The following is a 14794-nucleotide window of genomic DNA, read 5'->3' as shown; positions in this document are numbered from 1 at the left end:
CAGCAACCGTGCACATCGAAATCCGGGTGTCCCCCAAGGGTAGGCCAATCGCCAATGTCCATTTCATGGTTGGCACGCGGCGCTTTGTGCCGCGCTGTTGGATCGTCGCCTTCCTCTCGCGAGGCGGGATCCCCGTCCACTGTTCTTCCACCGGTTTTCAACTCCGTGGTTTGCCGGGGTCATTGATGCGACATTCGGTGGATTCAACTCCGCTAGTCACAAATAAACGCGTACTTCTTGCAGCCGGATTAACAACAGATAAACAGTTTGTAATCCCCGGCGGCCCCATCACGTGATGGAGAACGGTTTCCGTGGTCCCCCAAGCATGGGATTATTCCCTACTTGCCGCCGGAACGATATGCAGGTTGTTTATACTCTCACAGTCGGGCGAATTTACTTTGGACCTGGCGAGGGATGCACACGCACCATCGGCCGCTGACCGACCCGTCGATCAAACCGCACACGAGGCGAAAGATGAATACGACAAACGAGGTACAAACGCTGGACACTATGTCGGAAGGCGTTGATCCGCGCGAATTGCTCAGCGTCCTGCAGGCGGTGAACGAAGGTGATTTTTCCGTCCGGTTGCCGGGCGACTGGATCGGTCTCGCCGGAAAAATCGCCGACACGTTCAACAGTATCGTGGCCACGAATGCACGAATGGCCGACGAGTTGGAACGCGTCGGACAAGTCGTCGGCAAGGAAGGCAAAACCAGGCAACGCGCCCGCTTCGGCCTTCACTCCGGCGCGTGGGGGACCATGGAAGCCTCCGTCAACACGCTCATCGACGACCTGATTCGCCCGATTACCGACGTAACGAGCGCGATCTCCGCCGTCGCCCAAGGGGACTTGTTGCAGACCGTCCGGCTCGATGTGGACGGGCGGCCTTTGGAGGGGGAATTTCTTCGTTCCGCGACGATCGTCAACACGATGATCGAGCAGTTGGGCGTGTTCACGTCGGAAGTGACGCGCGTGGCCCGCGAAGTCGGCACGGACGGGAAGCTGGGCGGCCAGGCCCAGGTCCGCGACGTCAGCGGCGTCTGGAAGGACTTGACGGAAAGCGTCAACTCCATGGCCAACAACCTCACTGGCCAGGTCCGCAACATCGCCGACGTCACCATCGCGGTGGCCAGCGGCGACTTGTCCAAGAAGATCACGGTCGACGTCCGCGGGGAAATCCTCCAGCTCAAGGAAGCCATCAACACGATGGTGGACCAACTCCGTTCCTTCGCGTCGGAAGTGACACGTGTGGCCCGCGAAGTCGGAACAGACGGCAAACTCGGCGGTCAGGCCATCGTGCCCGGCGTCGCCGGAACGTGGAAGGACTTGACCGACAGCGTCAACGCCATGTGCGGAAACCTCACGGCGCAGGTGCGTAACATCGCCGAAGTGACGACGGCCGTCGCCCGCGGCGACCTCTCCCGCAAGATCACGGTCGACGTCAAAGGTGAAATCCTCGAACTCAAGAACACCATTAACACCATGGTGGATCAGCTTAATGCGTTCGCCTCGGAAGTGACGCGCGTGGCCCGCGAAGTCGGAACCGAAGGCAAACTCGGTGGCCAGGCCCAGGTGCCGGGCGTGGCGGGAACGTGGAAGGACCTGACCGACAACGTCAACTCCATGGCCGGCAACCTCACCGACCAGGTGCGCAACATCGCCGACGTGACGATCGCCGTGGCCAGCGGCGACCTGTCCAAGAAAATCACGGTCGACGTCCGCGGCGAAATCCTCCAGCTCAAGGAAGCCATCAACACGATGGTCGATCAGTTGCGATCGTTCGCCAGCGAAGTGACCCGCGTGGCCCGCGAAGTCGGCACCGAAGGCCGCCTCGGTGGCCAGGCGGTCGTTCCCGGCGTAGCAGGCACGTGGAAAGACCTGACCGACAGCGTCAACGCCATGGCCGGCAACCTGACGGCCCAGGTCCGCAACATTGCCGAAGTGACCACCGCCGTCGCCCGCGGCGACCTTTCCCGCAAGATTACCGTCGACGTGCTCGGCGAGATTCTCGAATTGAAGAACACCATCAACACGATGGTGGACCAGCTCAACTCGTTCGCGTCGGAAGTAACCCGTGTAGCCCGCGAAGTGGGTACCGAGGGCAAGCTCGGCGGCCAGGCCCAGGTGCCCGGCGTGGCCGGCACGTGGAAGGATTTGACCGACAACGTCAACTTCATGGCCAGCAATCTGACGGGCCAGGTGCGCAACATCGCCGAGGTCGCGACCGCCATCGCCAGTGGCGACCTGTCCAAGAAGATCACAGTCAACGTCAGCGGTGAAATCCTTCAGTTAAAGGAGACCATGAACACCATGGTCGACCAGCTCAACGCCTTCGCCTCCGAAGTGACCCGCGTGGCCCGTGAAGTTGGCACGGAGGGCAAGCTGGGCGGCCAGGCGGATGTGCGCGGTGTCGCCGGCACGTGGAAGGACCTGACCGACAACGTCAACTCCATGGCCAGCAACCTGACCGGTCAGGTGCGCAACATCGCCGATGTGGCGACGGCCATTGCCAGCGGCGACCTGTCCAAGAAGATCACCGTCGACGTCAGCGGCGAAATCCTGCAGCTCAAGGAAACGATCAACACGATGGTCGACCAGCTCAACGCTTTCGCCTCGGAAGTGACGCGCGTGGCCCGCGAAGTCGGCACCGAGGGCAAGCTGGGCGGCCAGGCCGTCGTGCGCGGCGTGGGCGGGACGTGGAAGGACCTGACCGACAGCGTCAACTCCATGGCCAGCAACCTGACCGGACAGGTTCGCAACATCGCCGAGGTCGCGACCGCCGTGGCCCGCGGCGACCTGTCCAGCAAGATCACCGTCGATGTCCGCGGCGAGATCCTCGAATTGAAGAACACCATCAACACGATGGTGGACCAGCTCAACGCCTTCGCCGCCGAAGTCACCCGCGTGGCCCGCGAAGTCGGCACCGACGGCAAGCTCGGCGGCCAGGCCGTCGTGCCGGGCGTGGCCGGTACGTGGAAGGACCTCACGGACAGTGTCAACTCCATGGCCGGCAACCTCACGGCCCAGGTCCGCAACATCGCGGAAGTCGCCACGGCCATCGCCAGCGGCGACCTCTCCCGCAAGATCACCGTCGATGTCCGCGGCGAGATCCTCCAGCTCAAGGAAACGATGAACACCATGCTGGACCAGCTCAACGCCTTCGCCTCCGAAGTGACCCGCGTGGCCCGCGAAGTCGGCACCGAGGGCAAGCTGGGCGGCCAGGCGCAGGTGCCGGGCGTGGCGGGTACCTGGAAGGGCCTCACCGACAACGTCAATTTCATGGCCAGCAACCTGACGGGTCAGGTTCGCAACATTGCCGAAGTGACGACGGCGGTGGCCCGCGGCGACCTGTCCCGCAAGATCACGGTGGACGTGAAGGGCGAGATCCTGGAATTGAAGAACACCATCAACACGATGGTGGACCAGCTCAATGGCTTCGCGTCCGAAGTCACGCGCGTGGCCCGCGAAGTCGGTACCGAGGGACGTCTGGGCGGCCAGGCCGAAGTGCCGGGCGTCGCCGGAACCTGGAAGGACCTCACCGACAACGTCAATTCGATGGCGGGCAACCTCACGGCCCAGGTCCGCAACATCGCGGAGGTCGCAACGGCGATTGCCGGCGGCGACCTCTCCAAAAAGATCACCGTGGACGTACGCGGTGAAATCCTCGAACTCAAGGAAACGCTCAACACGATGGTGGAACAGCTTCGCTCCTTCGCTGCCGAAGTAACTCGCGTCGCTCGCGAAGTTGGAACCGAAGGCCGCCTCGGCGGTCAGGCGATCGTGCCGGGTGTCGCCGGAACCTGGAAAGACCTGACCGACAGCGTCAACGCCATGGCCGGCAACCTCACCGCGCAGGTCCGCAACATCGCCGAAGTCACGACGGCGGTGGCCCGCGGCGACCTGTCGCGCAAGATCACGGTCGACGTCCGTGGCGAGATTCTGGAATTGAAGAACACCATCAACACGATGGTGGACCAGCTCAACGCCTTCGCGGCGGAAGTGACCCGCGTGGCCCGCGAAGTCGGCACGGAAGGCAAGCTCGGCGGTCAGGCCAAGGTGTCCGGCGTCGCCGGCACGTGGAAGGACCTGACCGACAACGTCAACGTCATGGCCGCCAACCTCACCGAGCAGGTCCGCGGCATCGTCAAGGTCGTCACGGCCGTGGCCAACGGCGACCTGAAGCAGAACTTGACCGTCAATGCGAAGGGCGAAGTGGCCGCGCTGGCCGAGACGATCAACAACATGACCTATACCCTGGCGATCTTCGCCGATCAGGTGACCAGCGTGGCCCGCGAAGTCGGCGTCGAAGGCCGGCTCGGCGGTCAGGCCGACGTGCCCGGCGCCGCGGGAACGTGGAAGGATCTCACGGGCAACGTGAACCTGCTGGCGGCCAACCTGACCACGCAGGTCCGTGCCATCGCGGAAGTGGCGACGGCGGTCACCCAGGGCGACCTGACGCGTTCCATCCAGGTCGATGCCCGCGGCGAAGTCGCCGAGTTGAAAGACAACATCAACACCATGATCACCAACCTCCGCCAGACGACGGAGACCAACACCGAGCAGGACTGGCTCAAGACCAACCTGGCCGGTCTCACGAACATGTTGCAGGGCCAGCGCGACCTGCTGACCGTCGGAAAGCTGCTTCTTTCGGAGCTGGTTCCGCTCGTCGACGCCCACCAGGGCGTCATCTACCGAATGGACACGGAAGACGCACGGAGTCTGAGACTCGTGGCCAGCTACGGCAATGCGCATGACAACGGGTATCCCCCGCGGCTTTCCCTCGGAACAGGCTTCGTCGGGCAGTGCGCCGTCGACAAGCGGCGCATTCTGGTGACGGACGTGCCTCCGAATTCCGTCTGCGTGGATTCGATTCTGTCGAACGCGCTGCCTCGAAGCCTGGTCGTTTACCCCGTCGTCTTTGAAGGGGAGATCAAGGCGGTCCTTGCGCTGGCGTCGCTGTCCGAATTTGCCCCTTCGCACCTGGCGCTCCTGGAGCAATTGACGGCGAGCATCGGCATCGTCCTCAACAGTATCGAAGCGACGATGCAGACGGAGGGTCTGCTGACGCAGTCCCAGAAGCTTGCCACCGAACTGCAAACGCGGCAAAAAGAACTGCAGCAATCCAACGAGCAGCTTGAGCAGAAGGCCCAGCAGCTTGCCGAACGAAACGTCGAAGTCGAACGCAAGAATCAGGAAATCGAGCAGGCCCGGCGCGCCGTGGAGGAAAAGGCCACCGAACTGGCGCTCACCTCCAAGTACAAGTCGGAGTTCCTCGCGAATATGTCCCACGAGCTGCGCACCCCGCTGAACAGCATCCTGATCCTGGGCCAGCAACTGGCGGACAATCCCGAAACCAACCTGACTCCGCGCCAGGTGGAATTCGCCCGCACCATCCACAGCGCCGGCACCGACCTCCTCAACCTGATCACCGACATCCTCGACCTGTCCAAGATCGAATCGGGCACGGTCACGGTCGACGCCCAGGAGATCTTGTTCTCCGGCTTGGTTGATACGGTGCAGCGCTCCTTCCGTCACGAAGCGGAGAATCGAAGACTCTCCTTCGACCTGTCCGTCGATCCGGACCTCGGTCGCAGCATGGAGACCGACCCGAAACGGCTGCAACAGGTATTGAAGAACCTGCTCTCCAACGCGTTCAAGTTCACCGAGCATGGCGGCGTACGCTTCAGCATCTCCGCCGCCCCCGGCGGATGGAGCCCCAGCCATCCCGTTTTGAGCACAGCCAGCGGCGTCGTCGCTTTCGAAGTTGCGGACACAGGCATCGGCATTGCGCCGGATAAGCAGAAGATCATCTTCGAGGCCTTCCAGCAGGCCGATGCCGGCACGAGCCGAAAGTACGGCGGAACCGGACTGGGGTTGGCGATCAGCCGCGAACTGGCCGGTCTGTTGGGTGGAGAAATCCATCTGCGCAGCTCGCCCGGCGTCGGCAGCACATTTACGCTTTACCTGCCCATTAAATACGTGGGGCCCATGACCCCGGCGCGCCCCCGGGAGGAATCCGGTTCCGCGCGCAACGCCGCTCCGACCTTGCGCCTGGCTGAGACCATCATTGAAACGGTTCCGGACGATCGTGAAGTCCTTGAGCCCGGCGATACCGTATTGCTTATCGTCGAGGATGATCCGCACTACGCGCGGATCATGGCCGACCTGGCCCATGACGAAGGATTCAAGGTCCTCATCGCCGCGCGCGGGGCCGAGGCCCTGGCTCTGGCTCGTGACTATCATCCAACGGCCGTATCTTTGGATGTGTTCCTGCCAGACATGCTGGGTTGGACTGTCCTCAGCCAACTGAAACAGGACCCCTCCACGCGCCATATCCCCGTGCAGATCGTCACGTTGGATGAAGATCGGCAGCACGGACTCACTCAGGGCGCCTTTTCCTTCGTCACCAAGCCCGCCACCACGCAGAGTCTCGAGGAGGCCATGGCCCGGATCAAGGAGTATGCCCGGCCGCGCCGCAAGCGCCTGCTGGTCGTGGAAGATAACGTCGCCGAACAGATGAGCATCTCAGAACTGCTCGGCCATTCGGATATCGACATCACCGCCGTGGGCACGGGCGCCGATGCCCTCAACGAGTTGCGCAACAACGGGTTCGACTGCGCCGTGCTCGACCTGCGCCTGCCCGACATGACCGGCTTCGAAGTCCTGGAAACGATCCGGGACGACAACACGCTCCACGATCTTCCCGTCGTGGTCTTCACCGGCAAGGAGCTGTCGCCCGAAGAGGACGCCCGGCTGCACACGCTGGCGCGGAGCGTGGTGGTGAAAGGCGTGGAGTCGCCCGAACGCCTCCTCGACGAGACAGCCTTGTTCCTGCACCGTGTCGTGTCCGACCTTCCCTCCGCCAAGCAGGACATGCTGAGCCGACTCTACGGCTCCGACGAGTACCTGTCCGGAAAGCAAGTGCTCATCGTGGACGACGACGTCCGCAACATCTTCGCCCTGAGCAGCGTCCTGGAGCGACGGGGAATGAGCGTCCTGACCGCGACCACCGGCCGCGAGGCCATCGCGATGCTCCACGACACCCCGGATGTCGCCATCGTGCTCATGGACATCATGATGCCCGAGATGGACGGCTATCAGACCATGCAGGCAATTCGACAGGAGCCGCGCTTCCGGCGCCTCCCCATCGTGGCCCTCACGGCCAAGGCCATGAAAGGCGATCGCGAGAAGTGCCTGGAGGCCGGCGCCTCGGATTATCTCGCCAAACCGGTGAACACGGAGCAGCTCCTGGCCTCGATTCGTTCCTGGCTGCATCGTTGATTTGGAGAGAGACATGTACGACGGAAAGGTGAACATCCTGCTGGTGGACGACCAGCCCGCCAAACTGCTCAGCTATCAGTCCATTCTCGCCGGCATGGGCGAGAACCTCGTCGCCGTCCATTCAGGCCGGGATGCCTTGAAAGTGCTCATGAACGAGGACTTCGCCGTCATCCTGGTCGACGTCTGCATGCCTGACATGGATGGGTTTGAGCTGACCAAGATGATTCGAGAACACCCGCGGTTTAACAAGACCGCCATCATCCTGGTATCGGCCGTCCACCTGAGCGATTTTGACCGGCTGCACGGCTATGACAGCGGCGCGGTGGACTACGTTCCGGTGCCGATCATTCCGGAGGTTCTGCGCGCCAAGGTCAGGATTTTCTCCGAACTCTATCGCAAGACGGAGGAACTGAGGCGGTTTAACATCGATCTGGAGCAGCGCGTCACCGAGCGGACCAGCGCGCTAGAGTCGTCCACCGCCCGCCTCCGCGAAAGCGAAGAACGACTGCACATCGCCCTGGATAGTGAACGCGCCGCGCGGCTGGAGGCTGAGCGCGCTGCCCGGGCCAAGGACGAGTTTCTCGCCATGCTCTCCCACGAGCTGCGCTCACCGCTCAACGCGATACTCGGCTGGTCGCAGTTGCTGAAACAAAGGACCGACGAAGATCCCGCGTCCCTTCGCCATGGGCTGGAGATCATCGAGCGCAATGCCCTGGGACAGGCACGCCTGATCGATGACCTGCTGGATGTCAGTCGTATTCTTTCCGGTAAGGTCCGTTTGGATCAGCGGACCGTGGACCTGGCCACCGCGGCCGAAGCGGCCCTCGAAACCGTGCGACTCAGCGCCGACTCCAGGCAGATTTCCCTGCACAAGCAAATCGATCCCGACGTGCCCCCGGTCCGCGGCGACATCGGCCGGCTCCAACAAGTCATCGGCAACTTGTTGTCCAACGCGGTCAAATTCACCCCCACGGGCGGTCGGGTGAAGATCGAACTGGCTCGGGTAGAATCCAAAGTTGAACTCCGCGTCAGCGACTCCGGCATCGGCATCGATGCCGCGATGCTGCCCCACATCTTCGACCGCTTTCGCCAGGCGGACAGTTCCATCACCCGGCATTACGGCGGTCTGGGACTCGGGCTTTCCATCGCCAAGCACCTGGTCGAATTGCACGGCGGGATGATCCACGCGTCCAGCGCCGGCCAGGATCGCGGGGCCGAATTCGTCGTCCGATTACCGGCGTATTGTGGGGAGAACGGTGACCGCGGCGATCCCGGCGCGCCGGGACCGGTGGACGTGTCGAGTCAATCCTGCTTCGCCGGGTTGCGAGTGCTCGTCGTCGATGACGACCCGGATTCTTGCACGTTGATGGTGCGCATGTTGGAAGATCGCGGGGCGATCATCGAGTCCGCCAATTCCGCCGCAGCCGCTTTGGAGAAACTGGCGTCGTCGGAATTCGATCTCCTGGTCAGCGATATTGGAATGCCGGGCAAGGACGGCTACCAGATGATCAGCGAGATTCGCGCTCTTTCGTCAGACGCCAGTAACATTCCGGCCATTGCCGCCACCGCCTTTTCCCGCGACGAGGACCGACTCCGCGCATTGTCCGCGGGATTCGATCGATACATTTCCAAGCCGATTGACTCCGGCGAATTGCTCTCCCTGGTCGCCGCGTCTCTTCAATCCCGGCGGTCGCAAAACGAGAACCGTTCTCAGACGGGCGTGCCGCGGTCCTGGTTGGGTTGTTCCGAGGCCTCCGCGATCCCGACGATGGTGAATTCCCCGGCCGGCCGCAGCGAGAAAGGTCAACGACACGAGGCCCTGAAGGAGGACGATTAGTACGACTCCGCGGGCCGGACCGACGATCTACCTTCGATCGATCCCCGTGACGGCGCTGGGTGGACTGAAAATGTCGAGGACACAAGTGTCTTCGAGGGCGTCGGCGGAGTGGGGCAGGTTGGCGGGGAGATGGAGGACCTCTCCAGCGGCGACATCGACCTCGTAACGATCGGCGGCGTCCTCGGCGCCGATGCCGAAGCGCAGCTTGCCGGAAACAATGCACGTGAACTGTTCGTTTTCGTGCGCGTGGGTGGGAACGCGGCAGCCCTTTTCGAGACGCACCTCGGAGATCATCGCCTTCTCACCGATCACCCGGCGGCGGGAAAGCAGCGGCATGGGCTGGTCGATGGGAAGTTCATTCCAACAATGGTGAACGGCTTGCTTGGGCGATGGCATGGACGGAGACTCCCGCGATATCTCTTCGCCCCGCTAATTTAGCGGCTTTACGCCTTTGGCGGAACGGCGGCCGCCCCGGAGGGTCGCGGACCGGCCCCGATGAGCGAAACAAGGGTCGCGATGAGAAGTCCCGTGTCGAGCGCGATGGTCTTCCACCCGGCGGCAGCGCTGCCCTTGCCGAAGCAGCCGCAGGAGATGTTGTACCCCTTGTAGAGGGCCGCGTAGCTGACGGCGGCGATAAACAGGAGGAGCATTCCGGAAATCAGGATGGCCCCGGCGCGGCGGGTCCGGGGGAAGATCAGGGCCAGCGCCGCTCCGACCTCCCACCAGGGCATGAGCAGGGCCACCAGATGAAGATAGGCCTCCGGCACCATGCGGTAATTCTTGATATCGATAATGAATTGCCGAGGCTCGACGATCTTCGATTGCGCCGCGAAGAGAAACACCCCGCCAACCGCCAGTGCGCAAAAATGGGCGATGAGTCGCCACGTCCCGCTCCGCCTCGCTTCTGTCGGCCGCGTGACGTACTCATGCGCTGATGGCTGGATGGCGGCAGGCGGTGTTGCCTCAGAGGCGTAGCTCATGGCTGCTCCCCGGTGACGACGAATTCCGTAAACCGCCCCGATTTTTCGATTTCCTCCCATCCCTTTTCGTAGATGAAAACGTCGGTAAAGCCGAAGTCGCGCTTCAGGGCGTCGGAGACGTTGTGGCTGGCCTCGCAGTCGCCGCCGCCGCAATAGACGATGATTTTCGCGTCCGGAGGGACCATTCCGGCCAGAACTTCACCGGCCTTAAAGGCGGCGCTGGAGGGCATGTTGAAGGCGCCCTTGAGATGCCCCTCGACATATTCATTGGTCTCGCGAGCATCGACCATCGTCGCCGAACCTGCGGAAAGGTGTTGCAACACTTCGTCGATCGAAACCACGTCGGGTCGAGCGGACGGCGCGGACGCGGCAGGCGTTTCGGGCGCAGTCGTCGTGGGTGCGGGGGCGACCGGCTTCGGCAATTCCCTCCGAATCCAAGTCAGCGGTTTAGGGCGAACAAGGTTTGCCGCTACGCCCACGGCGCTGCTGAGCAGGAGGATCAACAGACTCATTCGCAGATCGCGAAGCATCCCGGCACCTGAACCTCGCAAAGGGAAGGCCCCGGGGGCGCCCGCCATGGCCAGCGCCGCCCGGGGTGGATCGATACGATTTCGCCGCCGACTATTTCTTCTGATTAGTCGGTGTCCCGGCCGGAGTGGGCGGCGTGGACGGTGCCGGCGCGGCATGATCGTGACCGGCATGGTCGTCCTTCTTCGGTTGCGCCTGCAGGACGGCGACGTCTTTCTCGGTAATCGGCGTCACGACCTTGGTGGCGCCGGGCGCGTTAAATTGCGCCGTCACGTCCGTCATCGCGGGGGTCGACTTGATGGGGATGGTGACCATCGGCATGGTGTCGTTGTCGGTTTTGAACGTGATCGTGTCACCCTTCTCCGGAATCTGGTAATCGGCCGGTATGTCCAGGCTGACGCGATAGGCCATACCGACGGGCTGGGTTTCGAGGATGGCAACCTTCAACTTCTCGTTGGAGGCCTTGAGATCGGTGATCTTGAGCGAACGCGCCGAATTATTGCGGACGAAGAACTGCCGCTGCATCGCCCCGGGGCGGTTGGTCGCGAGGGTCAGTTGGTTCGGCGTAATCTCGACGTCGGCGGTCACGTAGGCGCTGACCGGGACCTGCAACTTGGGCATGTCGCCCACGCCCGTGGCAATCTCGATGGTACCCGAAATCACGCCCGGCGGGAGCGGCGGCACGACCGCAACCGTCAGCTCGAACTTCTTGCCCGGTTCCAGCTCCTTGACGTCCGCCTTGAAGGACGGGGTGCTGCTCTTGATGTCGGTCAACGCGGCCTTCGCTTCCGTGTTATTGACGATCGTCAGCTTTCGCTCGAGCGTCGCGGACTTCATGCTCTCGGCGGTCAATCGGCCGAACGAAGCGGACGTCGGTGTGGTCTGGAGCGGCTGCCACACTTCGCCTTTGATCTGGAGCGTGATGTTGGAGCCTTCGCCGGTGACGTTGGTGCTGACCATGACCGTTTTGTTGACGGGGCCGGCGGCATGCCCGGTGGACATCTTGATCGGAATCTTGCCGGTTTGTCCGGGCTGGACGATCTTGTCGTGCGCGCCGGCCTGCGTGCAGCCGCAGGAGGGGCGCACGCGGAGAAGTTCCAGCGGGCCGGTGCCGGTGTTGGTGAACCAGAAGTCGTGGATGACGTCCTGGCCGGCGCGGATTCTCCCGAAGTCATAAACCGGCGTGTCAAACTTGATGGCGGGGACTTCGCCAGCTTTGAGCGTGACGGTCGGCGCGGGAATGTCGGCGGTCGGCTTCGGGGCGACCTTATTCTGTGGCATGGATTTGATCACTGGCGGCTTGGGAGCGGCAGGCCGCGCCGGCTGTGCGGCGGGTGTTGGAGCAGGCTGCGCGGCGGCCGGCTGATCCGGTTTGGCAGCCCCCTCTTCCTTTTTCTCTTGTGCCGATAACGGACTGTTAATAGTCAAGAGCCCGACAAACGCCCACGCGGGGATCGCCATACGTCGAATGGTCATGGTCTTCTTCTCCAGAGTTTTGGCCTAATAGGAAACCTGTTTCAGCGAACGCCGTCTGAATTCCACTTCGCGGTTATACGTTCAATATACCTCCGAAGGGGACCCTCTCGTGTAACGCGCGAGTAACGATGGGCCGGAACTCGATTTCGACCCTCCCGGCGCCGTGGGCTTTGACTACCCGCCGGCCCCTGCGGGGTTTAGAATCCGGACGAGGAATGAAGGAAAGTTTATGGCCGGCCACAGTCGCTGGAACAATATCAAGCGCAAAAAAGGCGTTGCCGATGCCCGCCGGGGGCGGCTTTGGAGCAAGCTGGCCCGCAACATCATCGTCGCCGCCAAGCACGGCGGGGGCGACCCGGCGGCGAATCTTTCATTGCGCTACGCGGTTGAAAAAGCCAAGGCCGCCAACATGCCCGCCGATACCATCGACAAGGCGATCAAGAAGGGAACCGGCGAACTCGGCGGGGCGGAGTACCAGCCGGTTCAGTATGAAGGCTATGGGCCCGGCGGCGTGGCGTTCATCGTCGATGCGCTCACCGACAATCCGCACCGCACCGCGCCGGAAATCAAGAAGATCTTCGAGCGGGGAGGAGGCAATCTTGGGACGGCGAATTGCGTGAGCTGGAATTTCGCGACCAAAGGCGTCTTTTCCATAAGCGCTCCCAATGCCACGGAAGACCGCTTGATGGAAATCGCGCTGGAGGCCGGCGCGGACGACGTCGTTTCCGAGGATGGCGGCTTCGAGGTCACCTGTGAAGTCCCGGCATACGAGACCCTCCGAAAGGCCCTGGAGAACGCCTCGATTCCCATCGCGAACCACGAGATCACCAAGCGTCCGCTCTCCACCATCACTGTGGATGCGGACACAGGCGGCCGCGTTCTGAAGCTGATCGACGCCTTCGAGGAGCACGAGGACGTTCAGAATGTGTACAGTAATTTTGACCTGCCGGAGGCGATTCTCGCCCAGCTCGAATAAGACATCGGCCGCCCCAAATACCGCGCGTTCGATCCGAGTCGCGCGCTCGAATGAGATAGCGCTTGGATTGAATTCCAAAAAATCCGCCCTTAGGCAGATCCGGGGAATTGCTTTTGACCTGCCGGTCCGGTATCCTTGAAAGCCGCGGGAAGGGTTCGGGTGCATGCGAAGGAAGCAATCACTCAATCGTCGTCAGTTTCTGGGCGCGGTCGGGGCAGGCGTCGGCGTTGCCGGTTGCGCTGCCAATTCCGGCGTTCCGGATCTATTTCCACCCGGGATGAATCCTGGCTCGACGGCCACTGAATCGCGGGAGTTGGCCGTCGCCCTCGAAAGTTCCGCGCTTCGCTCGATGGCGGAGCCGCGGCTTCCTACGGACCCGAAGGCGCTCCTTCTGGACCACATCACCTACGGCACCAGGCCCGCCGACATCACGGAAATTAACAACCTCGGCTACTCCGCGTATCTGGAGAGACAGCTCAATCCTGAAATAATCGACGATTGGCAGATGAACGCCCGATTGATGCCGTTCACATCCCTGTCGCTCGATGCCACCACGATATCCGGAATGGGTTGGGACAGGTCGCCCGAATTGGGAGCGGCAGCGCTCCTGCGTGCGGTGTACAGCAAACGCCAACTTCATGAGAAAATGGTCGAATTCTGGAGCGACCACTTCAACATCAACCAGTTCGCCACCAACGCCTGGTATCACAAGCCGGTGGATGATCGCGAAGTGATTCGGCCGTACGCCTTGGGTCGCTTTCGCGATCTATTGCTGGCCTCGGCACGCAGCCCGGCCATGCTGGTCTACCTGAACGGAAATGAAAACCGGGCCGGCCATCCGAACGAGAACTATGCCCGCGAGGTCATGGAACTTCACACCGTGGGCGTGAATGCGGGGTACACCCATCGCGACGTCCAGGATATGGCCCGTGCCATGACGGGCTGGACCGTTGGCGCCAGCGGCCCGAACTTCAATCTGTTTGAGTTTCGATCTGAATTCCACGATACCGGGCCCAAGCAAATCATGGGGCTTTCCCTTCCTGCCGGCGGGGGCATCTCCGACGGCGAACAGGCCTTGAATTATCTGGCCGCACACCCTGCGACCGCCCGAAATATTGTCGAAAAGCTGGTTGCCTATTTTATTTCGGAAGATTTACCCCAAGCCCTGGTCAATCAGGCGACCACGAGATTTACCATCACCGGCGGGGATATCAAGGCCACCTTACGCGTCATACTCAAGGAAACCGCCATCACCCAGGCGACGCCAAAGATAAAGCGTCCCCTCCACCTGATCGCGGACATCGCTCGAAAGAGCGCGGCGACCGTTTCCGCGACCACCCAATTGGTCCAAATCCCTGCCGCGATGGGTCATCAACCCTTTACCTGGTCGATGCCGGATGGGTTTCCTCAGCGGTCAGACTACTGGGCGCCCGGCCTCCTTTCCCGGTGGAACGTCATTACGTTGTTGGCCGGCGGAAGCTATACCTTCATTCCGATCTCGCCGTATTACATGGGGCAGGCGGCGGGGGCCGTGACCACGGACCAGGTCGTTGCCCTGTGGAACCAGAAGTTCTTCGGGGGGCGCATGAGCACGGAGGACCAGGCGCAACTCGCCGCTTACATCAATCGCAGCCCCGATAATTTGTTGCGAAAGTACAACGAGTCGTTTGTATTGGCGCTGTCCCTTTCGGATTTCCAATACTATTGAGGTCGCCT

General features: G+C 62.2%; 8 protein-coding genes. 4 read left to right on the top strand and 4 right to left on the bottom strand.

What is annotated here, in order from left to right; translation table 11 throughout:
* Positions 1–474 precede the first annotated feature (474 nt).
* Both VJZ71_12475 and VJZ71_12470 read left to right on the top strand, forming a co-directional pair.
* Entirely contained in the window at positions 475–7281 is a 6807-nt protein-coding gene (locus tag VJZ71_12475) for a HAMP domain-containing protein (GenBank protein HKQ48877.1), read from the top strand.
* A 13-nt stretch (positions 7282–7294) separates the two neighbouring features.
* Positions 7295–9118 (top strand): response regulator, encoded by a 1824-nt coding sequence (locus tag VJZ71_12470; GenBank protein ID HKQ48876.1) that lies wholly within the window; start codon positions 7295–7297, stop codon positions 9116–9118.
* A 27-nt stretch (positions 9119–9145) separates the two neighbouring features.
* Here the strand turns inward: VJZ71_12470 and VJZ71_12465 are convergent, their stop codons facing one another.
* The 4 genes from VJZ71_12465 to VJZ71_12450 form a co-directional block, all read right to left on the bottom strand.
* Positions 9146–9514 (bottom strand): cupin domain-containing protein, encoded by a 369-nt coding sequence (locus VJZ71_12465; protein ID HKQ48875.1) that lies wholly within the window; start codon positions 9512–9514, stop codon positions 9146–9148.
* A 47-nt stretch (positions 9515–9561) separates the two neighbouring features.
* Positions 9562–10098 carry a MauE/DoxX family redox-associated membrane protein gene (locus VJZ71_12460; GenBank protein ID HKQ48874.1) on the bottom strand — a complete coding sequence of 179 codons (537 nt, stop codon included), beginning with the start codon at positions 10096–10098 and terminating at the stop codon, positions 9562–9564.
* Positions 10095–10610 carry a rhodanese-like domain-containing protein gene (locus VJZ71_12455; protein HKQ48873.1) on the bottom strand — a complete coding sequence of 172 codons (516 nt, stop codon included), beginning with the start codon at positions 10608–10610 and terminating at the stop codon, positions 10095–10097. The genes VJZ71_12460 and VJZ71_12455 overlap by 4 nt, the downstream gene beginning before the upstream one ends.
* A gap of 109 nt (positions 10611–10719) precedes the next feature.
* On the bottom strand, positions 10720–12102 hold the full coding sequence (locus VJZ71_12450; protein ID HKQ48872.1) for a DUF1573 domain-containing protein: 1383 nt from the start codon (positions 12100–12102) through the stop codon (positions 10720–10722).
* Between the two features lie 229 nt (positions 12103–12331).
* Between VJZ71_12450 and VJZ71_12445 the strand changes: the two genes are divergently transcribed.
* Positions 12332–13078, top strand: a complete 747-nt coding sequence (locus VJZ71_12445; GenBank protein HKQ48871.1) for a YebC/PmpR family DNA-binding transcriptional regulator — start codon at positions 12332–12334, stop codon at positions 13076–13078.
* A 163-nt stretch (positions 13079–13241) separates the two neighbouring features.
* On the top strand, positions 13242–14786 hold the full coding sequence (locus VJZ71_12440) for a DUF1800 domain-containing protein (GenBank protein ID HKQ48870.1): 1545 nt from the start codon (positions 13242–13244) through the stop codon (positions 14784–14786).
* The last annotated feature ends 8 nt before the right edge of the window (positions 14787–14794 follow it).

The sequence above is a fragment of the Phycisphaerae bacterium genome (assembly GCA_035275405.1).
GTDB lineage: Bacteria > Planctomycetota > Phycisphaerae > UBA1845 > UTPLA1 > DATEMU01.
This window is presented reverse-complemented; position numbering and strand designations above follow the sequence as displayed.